Source organism: Burkholderia sp. Bp8986 (assembly GCF_003854225.1).
Lineage (GTDB): Bacteria > Pseudomonadota > Gammaproteobacteria > Burkholderiales > Burkholderiaceae > Burkholderia.
Map to the genome: position 1 here is coordinate 242,405 of NZ_QTQM01000002.1, position 20,419 is coordinate 262,823.

19 protein-coding genes are annotated in these 20,419 nt (G+C 67.0%); 12 read left to right on the top strand and 7 right to left on the bottom strand.

Going from position 1 to position 20,419, the window contains the following annotated elements; genetic code table 11:
- Positions 1-4: 4 nt before the first annotated feature.
- The 3 genes from DID99_RS03075 to pyk form a co-directional block, all read right to left on the bottom strand.
- Entirely contained in the window at positions 5-895 is an 891-nt protein-coding gene (locus DID99_RS03075) for a phosphoribosylaminoimidazolesuccinocarboxamide synthase (protein WP_124666051.1), read from the bottom strand.
- 231 nt (positions 896-1,126) lie between these two features.
- Positions 1,127-2,191 (bottom strand): class II fructose-bisphosphate aldolase, encoded by a 1,065-nt coding sequence (gene fba / locus DID99_RS03080; protein ID WP_044844503.1) that lies wholly within the window; start codon positions 2,189-2,191, stop codon positions 1,127-1,129.
- A 312-nt stretch (positions 2,192-2,503) separates the two neighbouring features.
- The gene (gene pyk, locus DID99_RS03085) at positions 2,504-3,940 is read right to left on the bottom strand and encodes a pyruvate kinase (RefSeq protein ID WP_044844504.1); all 1,437 of its coding nucleotides are present in this window, start codon (positions 3,938-3,940) and stop codon (positions 2,504-2,506) included.
- Between pyk and DID99_RS37715 the strand changes: the two genes are divergently transcribed.
- Positions 3,939-4,067 carry a hypothetical protein gene (locus tag DID99_RS37715; protein ID WP_257773798.1) on the top strand — a complete coding sequence of 43 codons (129 nt, stop codon included), beginning with the start codon at positions 3,939-3,941 and terminating at the stop codon, positions 4,065-4,067. The genes pyk and DID99_RS37715 overlap by 2 nt on opposite strands.
- A 157-nt stretch (positions 4,068-4,224) precedes the next feature.
- Here the strand turns inward: DID99_RS37715 and DID99_RS03090 are convergent, their stop codons facing one another.
- From DID99_RS03090 to DID99_RS03100, 3 genes are all read right to left on the bottom strand, one after another.
- Positions 4,225-5,421, bottom strand: coding sequence for a phosphoglycerate kinase (locus DID99_RS03090; protein WP_124521091.1), 1,197 nt, complete (start codon positions 5,419-5,421; stop codon positions 4,225-4,227).
- Positions 5,422-5,700: 279 nt separating this feature from the next.
- Complete coding sequence (locus tag DID99_RS03095) at positions 5,701-6,024, bottom strand: AzlD domain-containing protein (RefSeq protein ID WP_124486924.1); 324 nt, start codon at positions 6,022-6,024, stop codon at positions 5,701-5,703.
- Positions 6,021-6,776: an AzlC family ABC transporter permease gene (locus DID99_RS03100; protein WP_124486923.1), complete on the bottom strand. Its 756-nt coding sequence runs from the start codon at positions 6,774-6,776 to the stop codon at positions 6,021-6,023. The genes DID99_RS03095 and DID99_RS03100 overlap by 4 nt, the downstream gene beginning before the upstream one ends.
- A gap of 207 nt (positions 6,777-6,983) precedes the next feature.
- On the opposite strand from DID99_RS03100, the gene DID99_RS03105 reads away from it, so the two are divergent.
- The 6 genes from DID99_RS03105 to DID99_RS03130 all read left to right on the top strand — a co-directional run bounded on the left by DID99_RS03105 (position 6,984) and on the right by DID99_RS03130 (position 11,562).
- Complete coding sequence (locus DID99_RS03105) at positions 6,984-7,907, top strand: branched-chain amino acid transaminase (RefSeq protein WP_047898927.1); 924 nt, start codon at positions 6,984-6,986, stop codon at positions 7,905-7,907.
- 50 nt (positions 7,908-7,957) lie between these two features.
- Positions 7,958-8,152 carry a zinc-finger domain-containing protein gene (locus DID99_RS03110; protein ID WP_006749970.1) on the top strand — a complete coding sequence of 65 codons (195 nt, stop codon included), beginning with the start codon at positions 7,958-7,960 and terminating at the stop codon, positions 8,150-8,152.
- Between the two features lie 141 nt (positions 8,153-8,293).
- Positions 8,294-9,331 (top strand): lipopolysaccharide heptosyltransferase II, encoded by a 1,038-nt coding sequence (gene waaF / locus DID99_RS03115; RefSeq protein WP_044844509.1) that lies wholly within the window; start codon positions 8,294-8,296, stop codon positions 9,329-9,331.
- Positions 9,332-9,446: 115 nt separating this feature from the next.
- Positions 9,447-9,893 (top strand): nuclear transport factor 2 family protein, encoded by a 447-nt coding sequence (locus DID99_RS03120; RefSeq protein ID WP_006749968.1) that lies wholly within the window; start codon positions 9,447-9,449, stop codon positions 9,891-9,893.
- A 33-nt stretch (positions 9,894-9,926) separates the two neighbouring features.
- Positions 9,927-10,964 carry a hydrolase gene (locus DID99_RS03125; RefSeq protein WP_044844510.1) on the top strand — a complete coding sequence of 346 codons (1,038 nt, stop codon included), beginning with the start codon at positions 9,927-9,929 and terminating at the stop codon, positions 10,962-10,964.
- On the top strand, positions 10,957-11,562 hold the full coding sequence (locus DID99_RS03130; protein WP_044844511.1) for a DUF2946 family protein: 606 nt from the start codon (positions 10,957-10,959) through the stop codon (positions 11,560-11,562). The genes DID99_RS03125 and DID99_RS03130 overlap by 8 nt, the downstream gene beginning before the upstream one ends.
- 30 nt (positions 11,563-11,592) lie before the next feature.
- Here DID99_RS03130 and DID99_RS03135 read toward each other — a convergent pair whose 3' ends face one another.
- Positions 11,593-13,287 (bottom strand): M48 family metalloprotease, encoded by a 1,695-nt coding sequence (locus DID99_RS03135; protein WP_124666052.1) that lies wholly within the window; start codon positions 13,285-13,287, stop codon positions 11,593-11,595.
- Positions 13,288-13,560: 273 nt separating this feature from the next.
- On the opposite strand from DID99_RS03135, the gene moaC reads away from it, so the two are divergent.
- The 5 genes from moaC to DID99_RS03160 all read left to right on the top strand — a co-directional run bounded on the left by moaC (position 13,561) and on the right by DID99_RS03160 (position 20,411).
- Complete coding sequence (moaC, locus tag DID99_RS03140; RefSeq protein WP_124666053.1) at positions 13,561-14,049, top strand: cyclic pyranopterin monophosphate synthase MoaC; 489 nt, start codon at positions 13,561-13,563, stop codon at positions 14,047-14,049.
- Between the two features lie 215 nt (positions 14,050-14,264).
- Entirely contained in the window at positions 14,265-16,952 is a 2,688-nt protein-coding gene (locus DID99_RS03145) for a type VI secretion system Vgr family protein (RefSeq protein WP_124666054.1), read from the top strand.
- On the top strand, positions 16,945-17,814 hold the full coding sequence (locus tag DID99_RS03150) for a hypothetical protein (protein WP_124521085.1): 870 nt from the start codon (positions 16,945-16,947) through the stop codon (positions 17,812-17,814). Before DID99_RS03145 ends, DID99_RS03150 begins: the two co-directional genes overlap by 8 nt.
- A gap of 79 nt (positions 17,815-17,893) precedes the next feature.
- Positions 17,894-19,042: a glycosyl hydrolase gene (locus tag DID99_RS03155; protein ID WP_124666096.1), complete on the top strand. Its 1,149-nt coding sequence runs from the start codon at positions 17,894-17,896 to the stop codon at positions 19,040-19,042.
- A gap of 70 nt (positions 19,043-19,112) precedes the next feature.
- Complete coding sequence (locus DID99_RS03160) at positions 19,113-20,411, top strand: glycosyl hydrolase (RefSeq protein ID WP_124666055.1); 1,299 nt, start codon at positions 19,113-19,115, stop codon at positions 20,409-20,411.
- The last annotated feature ends 8 nt before the right edge of the window (positions 20,412-20,419 follow it).

Consider the following 20,419-nt stretch of genomic DNA (forward strand, 5'->3'; position numbering starts at 1 on the left):
TCGTTCAGGCGAGCGGCTGGCCGGTGATGCGCTCGAGCGCTTCCTGGTACTTCGCGGCCGTCTTCTCGACGACGTCGGCCGGCAGTGCCGGTGCCGGCGCGGTCTTGCCCCACGGCTGCGCCTCGAGCCAGTCGCGCACGAACTGCTTGTCGAACGACGGCGGGTTGGTGCCGACCTGGTACTGGTCGGCCGGCCAGAAGCGCGACGAATCGGCCGTCAGCACTTCGTCCATCAGGTACAGCTTGCCGTGGTTGTCGAGGCCGAATTCGAACTTCGTGTCGGCGATGATGATGCCGCGCGTCGCCGCGTAGTCGGCTGCTTCCTTGTACAGGCGGATCGAGATGTCGCGGATCGTCGCGGCCAGCTCGGTGCCGATGCGGCGCTCGGTTTCCTCGAACGTGATGTTCTCGTCGTGCTCGCCGAGCTCGGCCTTCGCGGCCGGCGTGAAGATCGGCTCAGGCAGCTTCTGCGCGTTCTGCAGGCCTTCCGGCAGCTTGACGCCGCACACGGCGCCCGACGCCTGGTATTCCTTCCAGCCGCTGCCGGCCAGGTAGCCGCGCACGACCGCCTCGATCATGATCGGCTCGAGGCGCTTGACGACCACGGCGCGGCCGTTGACCTGCTCGACCTCGTCGGCCGCGACGACCGCTTCCGGCGTGTCGCCCGTCAGGTGGTTCGGCACGATGTGCGCGAGCTTGTCGAACCAGAAGTTCGCCATCTGGTTCAGCACGCGGCCCTTGTTCGGAATCGGCTCGCCCATGATCACGTCGAATGCCGACAGGCGATCGGTCGTGACGATCAGGAGCTTGTCGTTGCCGACCGCGTAGTTGTCGCGGACCTTGCCGCGACCGAGGAGCGGCAGCGAGCGGAGCGTGGATTCGTAAAGGGTAGACATCGTCTTTTCGCAGATAAGGAGCCAAACAAAAAGGGAAACGCCGTTCCCCGCGGCAGGCGGGAACGGCGGTCTTGCAATGCGTCGGCGAACCGCCGGGAGATCACGCCCGTCGGTTGCCGGCCGGCCCTTGTTCGGCCGGACGGAACGGCTGCCGGGGCCGGATCCGATCCGGCCCCAAGGCAGTCAGCCCCGGCCCGGCGCGAAACCGGGCGGGGCAATCGTACTACAGTCTCAGCGCACGACCTGCGCGAGCGCGCCGGACTTGTACTGTTCGGCGATCTTGTCGAGCGACACCGGCTTGATCTTCGCGGCCTGGCCTTCGCAGCCGAACGCGAGGTAGCGGTCGACGCAGACCTGCTTCGCCGCTTCGCGCGCGGGCTTCAGGTAATCGCGCGGATCGAACTTGCCCGGGTTCTCGAACAGGTAGCGGCGGATCGCGCCGGTGATCGCGAGACGCAGGTCGGTGTCGATGTTGATCTTGCGCACGCCGTGCTTGATGCCTTCCTGGATTTCCTCGACCGGCACGCCGTAGGTTTCCTTCATGTCGCCGCCGAATTCGCGGATCTCGGCCAGCAGTTCCTGCGGCACCGACGACGAACCGTGCATCACGAGGTGCGTGTTCGGGATGCGTGCGTGGATTTCCTTGATGCGCTGGATCGACAGGATGTCGCCCGTCGGCTTCTTCGAGAACTTGTACGCGCCGTGCGAGGTACCGATCGCGATCGCGAGCGCGTCGCACTGCGTGAGCTTCACGAAGTCGGCGGCCTGCTCCGGATCGGTCAGCAGCTGCTCGCGGGTCATCGTGCCTTCCGCGCCGTGGCCGTCTTCCTTGTCGCCCTTCATCGTCTCGAGCGAGCCCAGCACGCCGAGTTCGGCTTCGACCGTCACGCCGATCGAGTGCGCCATCTCGACAACCTTGCGCGACACGTCGACGTTGTATTCGTACGAGGCGACCGTCTTGCCGTCGGCTTCGAGCGAACCGTCCATCATCACGCTGGTGAAACCGCTGCGGATCGCGGCCGTACAGACCGCCGGCGACTGGCCGTGATCCTGGTGCATCACGACCGGGATGTGCGGATACGACTCGACCGCCGCTTCGATCAGGTGGCGCAGGAACGGCTCGCCCGCGTACTTACGCGCACCGGCCGATGCCTGCATGATCACGGGCGCGCCGACCTGGTCCGCTGCCGCCATGATCGCCTGGACCTGCTCCAGGTTGTTCACGTTGAAGGCCGGCAGGCCGTAACCGTGCTCTGCCGCGTGGTCCAGCAATTGACGCATTGATACGAGAGGCATTGTGGAACTCCTTGGAATGAAAACCGGTGCGCCCTGACGCCGGCGCGGCGCTCGCTCCCCGTCGAATCCGGGGCGGCACGGCGCGGCTGAGCGTCGAATAGCCGCATTTTATCGCGAAGCGCCTCCGATTCCGACCGCCCGGTGGCGCGTACTCGCATTTTGTTACCTTCGCACGGCACAATGCGGCCAAAAAACAGAAAAAAAGCCGCGCGGGGCATCGAACCCCGCGCGGCTTTCGTCGAATAAACGGTGCCCGATCAGTTCGGGCGGCCGTCGGACCGGTCGACGGACCGGCCCGGTGCACGCCGGCGCTCAATAATGTTCGCCGACCCGCACGATCTTCAGCGTGTTGGTGCCGCCCGCCTGCCCCATCGGCTCGCCGACGGTCAGCACGACCATGTCGCCGTGCTGCACGTAGCCCTGCTTGACGACGATCTCGAGCGCCGCCTGCAGCGCCGAGTCGCGATCGCTGTTGAAGTCGACGTGCAGCGGCGTCACGTTGCGGTACAGCGCCATCGTGCGCTCGCTGCCGACGCGCGGCGTCAGCGCGAAGATCGGCACGTGCGTGTAGTGACGCGACATCCACAGCGCGGTCGCGCCCGATTCGGTCAGCGCGACGATCGCCTTCGCACCCAGGTGATAGGCGGTAAACAACGCGCCCATCGCGATCGACTGGTCGATCCGCGTGAACGTGCGGTCGAGGAAATCCTTGTCGAGTTCGACGTGTTCCGACTTTTCCGCCTCGACGCACACGGCCGCCATCGTCTCGATCGTGACGACCGGGTACTTGCCGGCGGCCGTCTCGGCCGACAGCATCACCGCGTCGGTGCCGTCGAGCACCGCGTTCGCGACGTCCGACACTTCCGCGCGGGTCGGCACGGGCGCGTGGATCATCGATTCCATCATCTGCGTCGCGGTGATCACGAGCTTGTTCGACTCGCGCGCCATCCGGATCATGCGCTTCTGCAGCGCCGGCACGGCCGCGTTGCCGACTTCCACCGCGAGGTCGCCGCGCGCGACCATGATGCCGTCGGACGCGTCGAGGATGCTCTGCAGCGCCGGAATCGCCTCCGCGCGCTCGATCTTCGCGATCATCTTCGGCTTGATGCCGTACGGCGCGCCCGCGATGTTCGCGAGCTGGCGCGCCATTTCCATGTCGGTCGCGTTCTTCGGGAACGACACCGCGACGAGATCCGCGCCGAGCGACATCGCCGTGCGGATGTCTTCCATGTCCTTCGCGGTCAGCGCGGGCGCCGACAGGCCGCCGCCCTGGCGGTTGATCCCCTTGTTGTTCGACAGCTCGCCGCCCACCTTGACGATCGTGTGAATCTCGTCGCCGAGCACGCGCTCGACGGTCAGCACGATCAGGCCGTCGTTCAGCAGCAGCAGGTCGCCCGGCTTCAGGTCGCGCGGCAGCTCCTTGTAGTCGAGGCCGACCCGCTCGTCGTTGCCGAGCTCGCAGCCCGCGTCGAGGATGAAGGCCTGACCCGGCACGAGCGTCGTCTTGCCGTTCTCGAACTTGCCAACGCGGATCTTCGGGCCCTGGAGGTCGGCCATGATCGCGATCTCGCGGCCGACCCTGCGGGCGGCCTCGCGCACCATCTCGGCGCGCTGGCGGTGATCGTCGGCCGTGCCGTGCGAAAAATTGAGCCGCACGACGTCGAGGCCCGCCTGCATCATCTGCAGCAGAATCTCCGGCGAACTGGAAGCCGGGCCGATCGTGGCGACTATCTTGGTGGCGCGCTGCATGAAACTCCTCATCTGGATCAAGGTGGATGCGCTGGGTGAAACGCTGCGAGAGCCGGAATCGGCGAGCCCAGCGGCGGCCGTTCCGGGGGGCGTGCCGGTGCTTGCGCCCGGCATCGCTTTGTTCTGAATCTCGTGGTGCTGCATGGCCGCGTCGCCGGCGGCCGCCGGTGCGCGCGGGGTGGAGTTCGCCCGCGCGGGCGCGCGTTTGCGCTTGCCCGCGCCGGCCGGCTGCTCCGCTTTCGCGAAGCGCGCGGCCTTCGTCACCCCTGCGCGCGCCACCACGCTCAGGCCGCCCGCGTTTCGAGCACTTCCACGGCCGGCAGCTTCTTCCCCTCGAGGAACTCGAGGAAGGCGCCGCCGCCCGTCGAGATGTAGCTGACCTGGTCGTGGATGCCGTACTTCGCGATGGCCGCGAGCGTGTCGCCGCCGCCCGCGATCGAGAACGCGGACGATTTGGCGATCGCTTCGGCGAGCGTCTTGGTGCCGTTGCCGAACTGGTCGAACTCGAACACGCCGACCGGGCCGTTCCACACGATCGTGCCGGCCTTCTCGAGCTGGCTGGCGAGCGCGCGGGCCGTATCCGGGCCGATGTCGAGGATCATGTCGTCCGCTTCGATGTCGGCGACCTGCTTCACCGTGGCTGCTGCCGTCGGCGAGAATTCCTTGGCGGTGACGACGTCGCTCGGGATCGGCACCGACGCGCCGCGCTCGCGCGCCTCGTCGATGATCGCCTTCGCCTCGGCGACGAGATCGGCTTCCGCGAGCGACTTGCCGATCGACAGGCCGGCCGCGAGCATGAACGTGTTCGCGATGCCGCCGCCGACGATCAGCTGGTCGACCTTGCCGGCCAGCGACTTGAGAATGGTCAGCTTGGTCGACACCTTGGAACCGGCGACGATCGCGACCAGCGGACGCGCCGGGTTGCCGAGCGCCTTGCCGAGCGCGTCGAGTTCGGCGGCCAGCAGCGGGCCCGCGCATGCGACGGGCGCGTACTTCGCGATCCCGTGGGTGGTCGCTTCCGCGCGGTGCGCGGTGCCGAACGCGTCGTTCACGTACACGTCGCAGAGCTTCGCCATCTTCTGGGCGAGCTCGTCCGAATTCTTCTTCTCGCCCTTGTTCACGCGGCAGTTCTCGAGCAGCACGACCTGGCCCGGCGCGACGTTCACGCCGTTCTCGACCCAGTTCGAGACGAGCGGCACGTCGCGGCCGAGCAGTTCGGCGAGTCGCTTCGCGACCGGCGCGAGCGAGTCTTCCGGCTTGAATTCGCCTTCGGTCGGACGACCGAGGTGCGACGTGACCATCACGGCCGCGCCGGCGTCGAGCGCGGCCTGGATGGCCGGCACGGACGCGCGCACGCGCGTGTCTTCGGTGATGTTGCCTTGATCGTCCTGCGGGACGTTCAGGTCGGCGCGGATGAACACCCGCTTGCCGGCGAGCTGGCCGGCGGCGATCAGGTCGGTAAGACGCTTGACTTGGCTCATGTTGAACAGATTGAAGTAGTGGATGGGGAAAGGGGGTTCACGCTGGACGTGCGCGGGCTGCCGCGAAAGGGCGCCGGATGCGGCCGTGGCTGGCGGTTCGCATGACGCGCACGGGTAAAAAATCTCGAACGGGCATTCTAGCCGATCCATCCGGCAGACTGACCCGTGCGGCGGCGAATTCCGCCTATTTGGGATCGCGCGTGGCCATCGACACATTGCCGCAACGCAGCAATGCGCGCGCGCCAGCGGCCGGCCCCGGCCGGCCGGCGCGGCGATTCGTCAGAAGATCAGGCGCAGCACGGTGAAGACGAGCATCCCGATGACGATCGTACCGAGCATGCTGCGCCGCCACAAGAACCAGCCGAGGCCGGCGAGCGCCGCGTAGAACGGGTGATTGGACAGCGCGAACGACAGCCCGGCCGGCGTTTCGAGCACGTCGGGCAGCACGACCGCGACGAGCGCGGCGGCCGGCGCGTAGCGCAGCGCGCGCTGGGCGCGCTCGGGCAGCACGGTGCGTTCGCCGCCGAGCAGGAACAGCGCACGCGTGACGGCCGTGACGACCGTCATCCCGACGATGACGATCCAGATCTCGGTCGCGCTCATTCGATCTCCTTCTCGTGCACGGTTTCGGTACGGATGCGCCGCCAGTCGGCCCGTTCGACGAAGAAATCGGCCATGCTGCCGGCCGCGAGCGCGGCCAGCACCGCGATCGGCAGCGCGAGCCGGTACGGCAGGTCGAACGCGACGAGCGACACGATGCCCGCGACCGCGACGGCCGCGAGCGTCGAGCGGTTCGCGACCGCCGACACCATGATCGGGATCAGCGCGAGCGTGCCGGCCAGCTCCAGCCCCCAGCTCGCGGGAACGAAGCTCGCGAGCAGGATGCCGGCGAGCGACGACGCCTGCCACGACGCCCAGCTCGCGAGCGCCATCCCCCAGAAATACGCCTCCTTGCCCGGCACGTGGCCGTTCGCGAAGCCCTGTTTCTGGAACAGCAGGTAGATCACGTCGCCGTTGAAATAGCCGATCGCGAGGCGCCGCCACAGCGGGAGGTAGGAAAAATGGGGAGCAAGCCCGGCGCTGAAGATCACGAAGCGCAGGTTGACCATCGTGGCCGTGAGCAGGATCGTCCAGATCGGCAGCTTCGCGACGAGGAGCGGCAGCACCGCGAGCTGCGACGAGCCCGCGTAGACGAAGATCGACATCGCGCTCGCCTGCCCGAGTGTCATCACCGACTTGCTCATCGCGACGCCGGTGACGAGCCCCCAGGACAGGATCGCCATCAGGGTCGGGGAATAGTCGCGCGCGCCCTGGATCAGCGCAAAGCGGTCGGTGGCGGACAATCGAGCGAGCATGGGAAAGCGGGCCGCAGCGGGCGGTTCGTCCGGGCTCCGGCGTCTCCTGCCGGCACGGCCCGTCGTCATTGGAATCGGTGCCGGACGATTATAGCCCCGGCCCTCGGCCGACCGACCGGCTCGACGCCAAATGACGCTAAAATATGCGTCTTTCCGGCTCAACGCTGCACACAACCCGCAGCACCTCACCGCTTCCAGGAGAATCCTATGTCAATGGCCGACCGCGACGGCAAGATCTGGATGGACGGCAAGCTGATCGACTGGCGCGACGCCAAGATCCACGTCCTGACCCATACGCTGCACTACGGCATGGGCGTCTTCGAGGGCGTGCGTGCGTACAAGACGGCCGACGGCAGCACCGCGATCTTCCGTCTGCGCGAGCACACCAAACGTCTGCTGAATTCGGCGAAGATCTTCCAGATGGACGTGCCGTTCGACCGGGAAACGCTCGAAGCCGCGCAGCTCGAAGTCGTGCGCGAGAACAAGCTCGAGTCGTGCTACCTGCGCCCGATCATCTGGGTCGGCTCGGAAAAGCTCGGCGTGTCGGCGAAGGGCAACACGATCCACGTCGCGATCGCGGCATGGCCGTGGGGCGCGTACCTCGGCGAGGAAGGCCTCGCGAAGGGCATCCGCGTGAAGACGTCGTCGTTCACGCGCCACCACGTGAACGTGTCGATGGTGCGCGCGAAGGCGTCGGGCTGGTACGTGAACTCGATCCTCGCGAACCAGGAAGCGACCGCCGACGGCTACGACGAAGCGCTCCTGCTCGACGTCGACGGCTACGTGTCGGAAGGCTCCGGCGAGAACTTCTTCCTGGTGAACAACGGCAAGCTTTACACGCCCGACCTATCGTCGTGCCTCGACGGCATCACGCGCGACACGGTCATCACGCTCGCGAAGGACGCCGGCATCGAGGTGATCGAGAAGCGCATCACGCGCGACGAGGTCTACACGGCCGACGAGGCGTTCTTCACGGGCACGGCCGCCGAAGTCACGCCGATCCGCGAACTCGACAACCGCACGATCGGCAGCGGCGCGCGCGGCCCGGTCACGGAAAAGCTCCAGTCGGCGTTTTTCGATATCGTGTCGGGCAAGAACGCGAAGTACGCGCACTGGCTGACGAAGGTCTGAGTGCGCTGCGCCACCGACCGCCCCACAAAAGAGTGATAAGAGAAAGTCTCATGAGCGAAATCAAGGAAATGCCGCTGGTCGAGCTGACGGCCAAGGATCTCCCCGCCTACTGCCCGAACCCGGCCATGGCGCGCTGGAGCGCGCACCCGCGCGTGTTCATCGACGTCTCGCACGGCGAGGCGCGCTGCCCGTACTGCGGCACGCGCTACAAGCTGCGCGACGGCGAGGTGGTCAAGGGCCACTGAGCCCCGGCTGGCCGGGCCCGCGGGCCCGCCGCACGCAAGGCGGCGCAGCCGGAATCCCGGCGCGCCGCCCTTTTCCTGTTCTGACAACCCGAACGCGGTGCCTGTGCGCCGTGCTTCATTACGACATCGGAAGTCGACCTGATGCGTCGAGCGCTGGTTATCGCACCGAACTGGATCGGTGACGCATTGATGGCGCAGCCGCTTTTTGCGCTGCTGAAGAAGCTCCATCCCCGCATCGCGATCGATGCCGTCGCGCCCACCTGGGTCGCGCCCGTGCTCGAGCGGATGCCCGAGATCCACGATGTCTACGCGACCGACCTCGCGCACGGCAAGCTGCAGCTGCTGCGCCGCTGGCAGCTCGCGAGCGACCTGCGCGACGTCGGCTACGACGCGGCGTACGTGCTGCCGAATTCGCTGAAGTCCGCGGTGATCCCGTGGCTCGCGAACATCCCGCTGCGGATCGGCTACACGGGCGAGCATCGCTACGGCCTGCTGAACGTGCGGCACGCGAACCCGGACAAATCGGCCGAGCGAGCGCCGATGACGACCCACTACGCGGCGCTCGCGTATGCGCCGGGCGCGAAGCTGCCCGAGTCGATGAAGACGCTGCCCGCGCCGCGCCTCGACGCCGACCTGAACGAGACGGCGCGCGTGTCCGCGCGTTTCAATCTCGATACGCGCAAGCCGCTCGTCGTGTTCTGCCCCGGCGCAGAATACGGCCCGGCCAAGCGCTGGCCGCCCGAGCATTTCGCGACGCTCGCGACGATCGTCCATCAGTCGTTCCCGTACACGCAGATCGTCGCGCTCGGCTCGCAGAAGGATGCCGCCGCCGCGCAGGCGATCGCCGACCACGCGCCGAACGTGCGCAACCTGTGCGGGCAGACGTCGCTGTCCGAGGCATGTGCGCTGATCGCGCGCGCGAACGCGGTCGTGACCAACGATTCGGGGCTGATGCACGTCGCGGCCGCGTTGCGCCGGCCGCTCGTCGCGCTGTACGGATCGACCGATCCGCGCCACACTCCTCCGCTGTCTGACCTGGCGAAGGTACAATGGCTGCATCTCGAATGCAGTCCCTGCTTCGAACGCGAGTGCCCGCTCGGCCATCTGAAGTGCCTGCGCGAACTCGGTCCCGAGCAGGTATTCGGCGATTTGCGCGGCATGCTCGTCGGGCAGCGCTGACCCTGGCCGGCAGCGTCGCACGACGCGCCGGGCAATCCGATTCACCGGTGTACGGCGGCTCCATCCGGGCCGCCGTGCTGAATACGGCGCGCGACGCGCGCGAGAGATAACCCCGATGCCACGTTTTGCCCGCCTTTTCGAAGCCGCTGCCGATACGCTGAACGCCTACTACCAGGCCGTCGCCGATGCCAATCTCGACGCGCTGCTGGGGTTGTGGATCGACGAGGACTTCGCCAGCTGCGTCTGGGCCGACGGCGAGCATCTGCACGGCCTCGACCAGATCCGCAGCGGGCTGGCCAACCGGCTCGCGACGCGCCCCGTGACGATCGAACCGCTCGACATCCGCGTATACGACAGCCTCGGCACCGTCGTCTACACGATCGCCGAAGCGCATCAGCAGGCCGACCTGACGGCCGAACCCGACATGGTTTTCGCCACGTACGTGATGATTCACGAACGCGGCGAGTGGCGCATCGCGCATATTCACGCGAGCCCGATTCCCGAACAAGCGGCCGGACAATTCGCCGCGAAGATCCGTCACGGGCAGGGTCCGCTGCACTGACGAAGAACGAAGCAACGCATTAGCGGGGCGATCATGAGTACGGCTTCTCCGCCCACCTCGCCGCTGACAGGGGCCCCGGCCCCCGACGACGATTCACTGCGCTATCGCGCACCGCGCTGGCTGCCGAACAGCCATGCCCAAACCATCGTGCCCGCGCTGTTCGCACGGCGTCCGGCGGTCGCGTACCGACGAGAGCGCTGGGAAACCCCCGACCACGACTTCATCGATCTCGACTGGGTCGCGCATCTCGACAGTGCCGCGCCGCCGCCCGACGCGCCGCTGTTCGTGCTGTTCCACGGCCTCGAAGGCAGTTCCGGCTCGCACTACGCGCTGGCAATGATGGCCGCCGCGCGCGCGAAGGGCTGGCATGCGGTCGTCCCGCACTTTCGCAGCTGCAGCGGCGAGCTCAACCGGCAGCCGCGCTTCTACCATCTCGCCGACAGCGCCGAGGTCGACTGGATCCTGCGCCGGCTCGCCGCGCGGCATCGCGGGCCGATCGTCGCGGCCGGCGTGTCGCTCGGCGGCAACGTGCTGCTGCGCTGGCTCGGCGAGCACCGCAGCGACACGTCGATCGTGCACGCGGCCGCCGCGATCTCGACGCCGATCGACGTGCACGCGGGCGGCCGCGCGCTGTCGCAGGGCTTCGCGATGGTCTATACGCGCAGCTTCCTGAAGACGCTGAAACGCAAGGCGCTCGCGAAGCTCGACCAATATCCGGGGCTGTTCGACCGCGACGCGATGCTGCGGGCCGTGACGATGCGCGACTTCGACGAAGTCGTGACCGCACCGCTGCACGGCTTCGCCGACGCCGACGACTACTGGACCCAGGCCACGACGCGCCCGCTGCTGCCCGCGATCGACGTGCCCACCTTGATCCTCAACGCCCGCAACGATCCGTTCCTGCCCGAATCCGCGCTGCCGAGCGCCGCCGACGTGTCGCCGGCCGTCGAGCTCGACCAGCCGGCGGACGGCGGCCATGCGGGATTCATGACCGGGCCGTTCCCCGGCCGCCTCGACTGGCTGTCGGCGCGGGTGTTCGGCTATTGCTCGAAATTCGTCGACCATGGATGACATCGTCAGGCAGGCCCTCGCCAAGTGGCCGAACGTGCCGCACTGCACCGGCTGGCTGTTGCTCGACCGGCGCGGCGAATGGCGGCTGCGCGACGACGCCGCGCAGGCCGCCGGCGAGCTCGGCTCGCCGGTCCGGCATGCGGCGCTGAACGCGTTCATCGGGCGCAACTACGAATGCGATGCGCACGGCCAGTGGTTCTTCCAGAACGGGCCGCAACGCGTGTACGTCGAGCTCGCCTATACGCCGTGGGTCGTGCGCCTGGCCGAGCGCGACGGGCAGCTCACGCTGGCCGACCAGACCGGCGCGCCGTTCGAGCCGGACGCCGCGTGGCTCGACGATGCGGGCGGCGTGCTGTTGCGCGCGCCCGGCACGCCGCCGCGCATCGCGGCGTTGCACGACCACGACCTCGGCCTGTTCGCCGATCACGCGGACTTCGACGCGACGCCGCCCGTGCTGCGCTGGCGCGACGGGCGCACGCTGCCGCTCGGCAGTCTCGCCCGTGCCGACGTGCCGGCGACGTTCGGCTTCGTCGCGAGTCCCGCGCAGCGGGCGCACGATACGTCGGGCGCGCCGAACGGCGGCAGCACCGGAAGCTGAAGCGCAAGCGCCCTGCCCGTCTGACGGCCGTCATCCGCGGCCGTTCTTCTCGTCCTCGCGCTCTTCCTTGTAGCGCGCCTCGAATTCCAGCAGCCGCGCGCCGATGATCGACTGGTCGTAGAACGACACGTCCTTCGCGTCGCGCGCCTCCTTCAGCTGGCGAATCGCCGACGGCCACGCGCCGTCGAGCGCCAGCTTCTCCGCGAGCGCGCGGCGCCGCGCGAGCACGTCGCCACGGCCGTCGCTCGCCTTCGCGAGGTAATCCCACCAGTCCGGCTGCTCGGGGTCCGCCTGCGCCTGGGTGCGCGCGAGCGCCTGTGCGTCGGCGAAGCGGCGTGCGGCGATCAGCGCCTGCAGGTGCGCGACGATCGCCGCATGCGACGCCGGCCAGCGCCGCTGCGCGAGCGCCGCGAGCCGCACCGCGTCGTCGGTCCGTCCCGCGCGGCGGGCGATGTCGGCCGCAAGCACGTCGAGGCTCGGCGAACTCGTCGCCAGATCGTCCGCGCGCCGCTCGCGCGCGTCGAACGCGGCGCGCGCCGACGCGAGCGCCTTGTCGGCCGCATCGTACTGGCCGAGCAGCGTGTTCGCGAGCGCGATCCCGTACGCGTTCGCCGCGACGTTCGGTGCCGTCCGATCGTCGAGCTCGAGCTGCATCCGGCGCGCCTCGGCCGCGATGTCGTTCGGCGCGCGGTTCTGCAGAATGCGCAACCGCGCGCGCACGAAGCCATATTCGGCCGACTGGTGCGGCTGCCGATACGGCGCGCGGCGTGCGCGATCCTCCATGTCGGCGATCCGCTCGCCCGTCAGCGGGTGCGTGCGCGCATAGGCCGGCACGCCCGCGTCGCCCATCGACGTGCGCTCGAGCCGTTCGAAGAAGCCCGGCATCCCGTACGGGTCGTAGCCGGCACCGGCGAGCAGCTGGAACCCGACGCGGTCGGCTTCGCGCTCGGCCGACCGCGAGAAGCGCAGCTGGTTGTCGACCGCATAGGCCTGCCCGCCCATCGCGATCGCGCTGCCGAGATCGCCGCTGCGCGCGAGCACGCCTGCCAGCACGCCGAGCAGCATCGTCGCGAGCGCGGTGTAGCCGGTCTTCTCGTTCGCGCCGATCATCCGCGCGATGTGCCGCTGCAGCACGTGGCCCATCTCGTGGCCGACCACCGATGCGAGTTCGGATTCCGTCTGCGTCGTGACGACCAGCCCGCTGTTGATGCCGATGAAGCCGCCCGGCATCGAGAACGCGTTGATCTGCGGATCGCGCACCGGGAACAGCTCGAAGTCCGGCATGTAGCCGCCGATGTAGCGCGCCGCCGCAGCCGCCGCGAGCCGCTTCGCGATCGCGTTCAGGTAATCGCGTGCGAGCCAGTCGTCGAGATAATCCGGATCGCGCCGCACCTCGCGCATCACGCGCTCGCCGAGACGGCGTTCGGCCTGCGGCGTGAGCGAACCGCCGGAGCCATCGCCGAGGTCGGGCAGCTCCAGCGTGCGCAGCGGCGCGCGCAGGCTCGCGCCGGGCGCGGACGCGCCGTCGGCGCCGGCAAACCGGCTTTCCGCGCCGCCGTAGGTGCCGAACACGCCGGTCGCGATGCCCGACGGCACCGTGGAGATCGACGGCGAGGCGCCGGTCGCCGGCTCGAGCGGCAGCGCGGAGGTGCGCTGTGCATGGCCGCTCGGCGGCAGCACGAGCGCCGCCGACAGCAACACGGCAAGCAACTGTTTGACACGCATGGCAGGATGAAAGCGACGCCGCACCGCGCGCCGGGCGCGCATTGCGGCGTGTGGTCTGAATATTCGGGTCATTGTACCGGCGACATCGCAACTGTCCCGTGCGGCAAGTGCGCCATCTGCGCGCCCGGTGCCGCGAAGGCCACTGCTATGATAGGCGCCCGTTGAAACGTTGGATCGGATCGGGGTGCAGAGAGGGATTCGGCGCCCCAGCCGGTCACGAAGCAGGATCGGGTGACGTGCTCGCGCGCGCACGCCGTTCCACTGGAGCAAGACATGTCAGGACTGACCCATTTCGACGCTGCCGGCCACGCCCACATGGTCGACGTCGGCGGCAAGCAGGAAACGCAACGCATCGCGATCGCGCGCGGCACGATCCGGATGCTGCCGGCGACCTTCGCGCTGATCCGCGACGGCAAGGCGAAGAAAGGCGACGTGCTCGGCGTCGCGCGGATCGCCGCGATCCAGGGCGCGAAGCGCACCGCCGACCTCATTCCGCTGTGTCACCCGCTCGCGCTGACGCGCGTGGCCGTCGACTTCGAACTCGACGATGCGCTGCCGGGCGTGCACTGCGTCGCGCAGGTCGAGACGTTGGGGCGGACCGGCGTCGAGATGGAAGCGCTGACGGCCGTGCAGGTCGGGTTGCTCACCGTGTACGACATGTGCAAGGCGGTGGATCGCGGGATGGTGATCACCGAGGTGAGCGTCAGGGAGAAGCGCGGCGGGAAGTCGGGGGACTGGAAGGCGGAGGATGTCGCGGGCTGAGCGGCCCGGGCCTGGTCGATCCGGCCTGAACCACCCACGCCCGACCATTGCCCGACCGGATGACGTGCACGCCCTGCCCCGTCAGGCCGACGCGCCGACCGCATTTGAAATGTCGTTGAAAGGCAAATTCGAGATAGCTGGCGTTTATCTCATACAATTGGCGGATTCCGCACGGGAGAGCGTGCGACCCAGCACAAAAAAAGCGAGCACGGGTGATGAATTCGCAAGCATTGAGAAACGCACGGCTGGCCGGGCCGATCCAGGACGAACGACTCGTCCAGCTAGAGACGCCGCTCGGCCCTGACGTCCTGCTGCCCCATCGCGTCAAGGGACGCTCCCGGCTCGGGCGTCATTTCGAGTTCACCGTCGACGCCGTGTCGGTGTCCGACGACATCGAGCTCAAGAAGCTGATCGCGCAGCCCGTCACGCTGCGGATCCAGCAGGCCGACAAGTCGTACGCGCCGCACCACGGGTATGTGCATGCTGCCCGCCGGCTCGGGTCGGACAGCGGCCTCACGCACTACCAGATCGTCTTCGCGTCGTTCCTGCACTTCCTGAAGTTCCGCCGCGACCAGCGCATCTGGCAGGACAAACCCGCCGACGAGATCATCGCCGACGTCCTGAACCAGCACCCGCAAGCCAGGGGCTGCTTCGACTTCAGGCTCTACCAGCCGCTGCCGTCCCGCTCGTTCTGCATGCAATACGAGGACGACTGGAACTTCGTGCACCGCCTGCTGGAATCGGAAGGCCTGTACGGTTTCTGGGAGCAGGCGCAAGACGGCAAGTCGCACACGCTCGTCGTCGTCGACCGGATCGACGCGCTGCCCGCGCTGTCGCCGCCGACCGTGCGCTTTCATCACGCCGGCACACGCGACGAGGCCGACACGCTCGTCCAGTTCTCCGGCACGCGCACGCTGCGCAGCGTCGAGCGTACGACGCGCACGTTCGACTACAAGCAGCCGCCCACCGCGTCGAATCCGAAGGCGACTCATCTGCCGACGATCGCGAACCAGGGCGACCTGCCGCAGCAGCTCGAAGTCTACGAATACACCGGCGCCTACACGTACCCCGAACAGTCTCGCGGCGACCATCTGTCGAAGCTCTGGATGGAGCAGCAGGAGTCGCTTGCGAAGCGTTTTCACGGCATCGGCGGCGTCCGGCGCATGGATGCGGGACGCACGTTCGAGCTCGCCGATCACCCCGAACACGACAAGGACGACGCGGGCCAGCGCCGCTTCGCGGTGATCGAGACGGCCTGGCTGATCGCCAACAACCTGCCCGTCGCCGACCGACAGGCCGGGTTCCCGCACAGCCTGCAGGCCGACATCGGCGCGCTCGTGCGAGCCGGCGGCACGGATCTGTCGTACGTCCGGCATCCGGACGGCAGCGAGGGTATTTTCCAGGTCAGCATCGAGGCGCAGCGCACGACGGTGCCGTTCCGCAGCCCATTCGAGCACGCGAAACCGCCGATGCATCTGCAATCCGCGATCGTCGTCGCACCGCAGGGCGAAGAAGTCCACACCGACGCGCTCAACCGGGTCAAGGTCCGATTCCATTGGGATCGCCTGAACGACGGCGACGAGAAGGCGTCGTGCTGGCTGCGTGCCACGGCATCGGATTCCGGAAACGGCTATGGCGCCGTTCATCCGCATCGCAGCGGCGAGGAAGTGCTGGTCGACTTCCTCGGCGGCGACTGCGATCGTCCGATCATCGTCGGCAAGGTCTACAACGGTGCGACGAGCCCGCAATGGCACAGCAACGGCATCCTGTCCGGTTACCGGTCGAAGGAATATGCGGGTGCCGGCTACAACCAGCTGGTGCTCGACGACGCGACGTCGCAGAACCGCGTACACCTGTACAGCAGCCAGGCCAACACGCACCTGCACCTGGGCTACCTGATCGACCACACGGGCAACGATCGCGGCGGCTATCTCGGCAGCGGCTTCGACCTGCGCTCGGATGCATACGGCGCGGTGCGCGCGAGCCGCGGGCTGTACGTCACGACGCACCCGAAGCAGCCGGCAAGCCAGCCGCTCGACGTGAAGGAAACGCAACAGCAGCTCGTCCGCGCGGAAGGCCTGATGGAAACGATGTCGGAGGTCAGCGCGCAGCATCAGGGGGAGTCGCTCGACCCCGGCCACACGGCGCTGAAGCAGTTCAGCGACGCGACGCAGAACAGCGTGAGCGGCAGCACCGCGGGCGGCAGGACCGCCGGCGGCGGCACCGGCACGGCCAACGCGTTCAAGGAGCCCGTGATGCTGTTCGGCAGCCCGGCCGGCATCGCGCTGTCGACGCAGCAGTCCGTGCAGTTCGCCGCGGACCGGCACGTCAACCTCGTCAGCGGACAAAGCACGCACGTCGCGGCCGGCAAGTCGCTGATCGCGAGCGTCCTCGACCGGATCAGCCTGTTCGCGCAAAACGCAGGCATGAAGCTGTTCGCCGGCAAGGGCAAGGTGGAAATCCAGGCGCAGGCGGACAACATCGAACTGACCGCGCAGAAGGCGCTGAAACTGGTGGCGGCCACGCAGTCGATCGAAGGCGCGGCAGCGAAAGAAATCCTGCTGACTTCCGGCGGCGCCTACATCCGCATCGCGGACGGCAACATCGAGGTGCACGCGCCCGGCAAGATCGACATCAAGGGTGCGCAGCACCTGTTCAACGGCCCCACGCACCTGTCGCAAACCATGCCGACGCTGCCGAACTCGAGCGGCAACTACGACCAGGCGTTCATCGCGCACTGGGCCGGCACCGACATTCCGGTCGCGAATACGCGATACCAGATGTTCTCGAACGGCACGCTGATCTCGGAAGGCGTCACCAACGCGGCAGGCGAGACCGGGCTCACGCAGAGCCACGTGCCGCACGACGTCGTCGTCAAGTTCTTGGGGAAATCGAATGGCTGACGTGCAACAGAAGGACAACGTGCTGGGTACCGGCGCGGGGATGCTGACGCCGACGGGGTACAAGGATCGGCCGAAGGTGGCGATCAATATCTGCGACAAGCATGTGACGCCGGCACCGAAATGGATCGTCGGCACATGTCCGTTCTACTATCGGCCACTTCACGGGGCCTATATGGAGACGGTCGAGAAGGTCAGCATGTCGAGCATCTGGTCGACCATCAAGGGTTTCGCGCTGTCGTGGGATCCGTGGACCGACTCGAACGTGGCGCACCGACTCCTGCACCGGCGCGAGGAACTGATCAAGATAGACAGCACGAATTCCGACTGGTCTCGTCACGGCAACTTCATGATGCGTCACGTCGGATGCGGACATAAGCCGCCGGATTACTACATCAGCTACGGCTACTACTATTGCTCCGACTATGGCAAGAATCTTTACCCTCGACTCAGCCCCCAGGGAAAAGCGTGGTTGAACAAAGCGCGAAAACTGCTTCAGGTCAACATGGAAGACGGCCTGAATCAAAACATGGTGGGCAACACGATCCAGATGGCCAGCCCGACGCCAGGAAACGGTAGCGTCGATATGACGTGGCCACAGTTCGAGTTGGAAATGGACACCGAAAAGTTCAAGGAATTCGCATTCAAGACGCACCCGATGGCCTACCTCGACGGCGGCTTGGCGGATCTACCGATCATGGATCTCGTCAGGATCGGAATGCGCCCGAACATTCAGGAATGGGGCGACGGAAGAACGTGGGGACAGGCGCGCGACTCGGCCATCCCCGTTCTGAGGAACAAGGCCGAGGAATGGGACGTCGATGATCCGGTCGGCAAGGCACTCGGAAGACTGCTGGTGAAGTGACATGCGAAAAAGCAAACGATGGCTTTTGATCGCGGGATGCGTTCTTGTTCTGCCGATCGCTATTTACGGATATACGGAAATGACTTCAGGGTGGGAAACGGTATCGACCGAATTCATGCGCAACGACAAGCCGTACGGCGCAGGCGCATTTCGCGTTCAGCGCAACGACTTCATGTCGTTGAAGGTTGCAAGACCGGAACTCACGTTCAAGCCGGAAAGCGAGCAGAAGAACCCGGACGTCGCGGAGTTCGCCGAACCGTGGATGGACGATTCAAACGAGCGGCTGAACCGGTCCACCGTCAGTTTCCTGCGCGGCACGCTGGGCGGCAGCGTCGTGCGCCACTTCCAGCAACCGGGCCAGACCGCGTCATGGTGGTACTCGCCCGACTGGCGGGTCCTGTACGTCAGTACCGGCTGGATGGACTACAAGGCACCTCGCCCCGACGACGGCGCGGTCCTCCAGACTACGAGGCTTTGGAAATCGAGCGACGGCGGCCAGCACTGGTCCCAACTCCAATGGCCTGCGGATCACAACATCAGCCGATTGCTGTTCATCGATGCCCAGCGTGGTTACGCGATCGGCTGGGGACCGCGCGTCTGGCGAACGACAGACGGCGGCCAATCGTGGCAGGAAATCAAGGCGCCTCCGGGCGCAATCATCCCAGGCAAGCCGCGCAGATCATTCGATGGAGTCGCCCTCGGCCCGGACGGTACATTGCGCGTCGCCTATCTGGCCAACGAGCCCGGTTATCCGCAACCGACCAGCGTCGTCAGCAGGCTCGACTGGGATCAGCCGGACTTCGCCCATGAAGCCGAGCTACCCGGCCACGTCGTCGGCCTCGAAGCACCGCCAGCACCGTATCGAGACTACCCGCTGTATGTGCTGTCACGCGCGGCCAATGCATCCGGCGACAACCGCGATACGGGAGGCATTTCGACCTGGACCAGCGAGCATCCTGATCGCATCCAGCAGTTGCACACGTTCGAGGACCGCTTGACGCTCAACGGGCTGAGTGTCGGGCGCAACGGCGTTCTGCTTGTTCACGCAACCGATCCAAACACCGCAAACGGCGGCGGCTCGCCCATCGACGTGACCATCAGCAGCACCGATGGCGGCAAGACCTGGCAGCAAACCACCGACAAGGCCTCGCAGGGCGGTTACTTCGACCCGGAAACGAATACGCTCTATTCGGTGTTCGCCTACACGCTGCGGAAACGACAATTCTGATCGCCGCCTGGCACGCGTGCCGCGGGCCGCGTCCGCAGAATCGGACAACGCCCGCGGCACAACCGGCCTCATGCCCTCTCCGTCGACTTCAATGCGCAATCGATCCCGGCTGAAGCGGCTGGCCGCCATCACGATCGGCAGCATCGTACTGATTCTGCTGTACGAAAACACCGGCCCCCGATGGCAAACCGTTTCGTCGCAGATCACATGGCCCGACCCGCCGACAGGCATCGGTGATTTCTACATCACCGGCAACGAAATCATGTCGCTCACGGTCGCCGATCCCGTGGTGGCGCTGAAGCCTGCCGACGAGTGGAAGAATCCGACGGTTGCCGAGCCCACCGAAGCATGGATGAACAACGCGGGAGAAACCCTCAATCGGCGGACCGCGAATTTCTTCCGCGGCACGCTCGATCGCGGACTGCAGCGCAGCTTGCAAGCGCCCGGCCAACACATCGCGTGGTGGCATTCGCGAGACGGTCATGTCCACTTGATCAGTGCCGGCTGGATGAGCTACACATCGCCGCGTCGCGCGGACGACCTCAACCCGCAGCAAACCCGTGTCTGGAAATCGCTCGATGGCGGCCGCCACTGGTCGCAGCTCGAATGGCCGGCGCACGAAGAGATCGATCAGCTCCTCTTCATCGACGCGCAGCGCGGCTACGCGATCGGCCGGGGCCCGGCCGTCCGGCGAACATCCGACGGCGGCGACTCCTGGCAGCGGATTGCACTACCGCCGAATGCAGTCGTCCCCGGTCTGCCCCCGCGCAACTTCGAAGCGGTGAACCTCGGCCCCGACGGCACCCTGCGAGTGGCTTACCATGTCGATCGGTCGGCGACGGCCCCCGCTCGCAGCGTCGTATATCGGCTCGCGCCGGATCAGCAGACGTTCGTTCCCGACGCCGTCCTGCCGAACCAGACCGTCACCCGACTCGCGTCAACACCGGCCACGACCGGCGGTTACACGCTTTACGCGCTGTCCCTCCTCGACAACGGGAGCGGTGACGATACTGCGCCGGACGGCGCACACCGGACCGGCGTGCTTTCGACGTGGGCGGCCACGCACCCCGAGCGCGTCCGGCAAGTGACGACGTTTGACAGCAAGCTCATCGTGAGCGACCTCGACGTGGGCCGCGACGGCCTGTTGCTCGTCTATGCGACCGATCCCGGGCAGGCAACCGACGATCCACCGGTCCCCCTGATGGTCAGCAGCATTGACGCAGGCAGGACCTGGAAACAGAAGGTCGACGACATCGTCCATAACAGCCGGTACTTCGATCAGGATACGAACACGCTCTATTCGCTGCTCGACGAAAGACTGGAGAAGCTGTCGTTCCCTGTCCGAAATGCCACGGCCTCACAGGACTGAATCCCCTC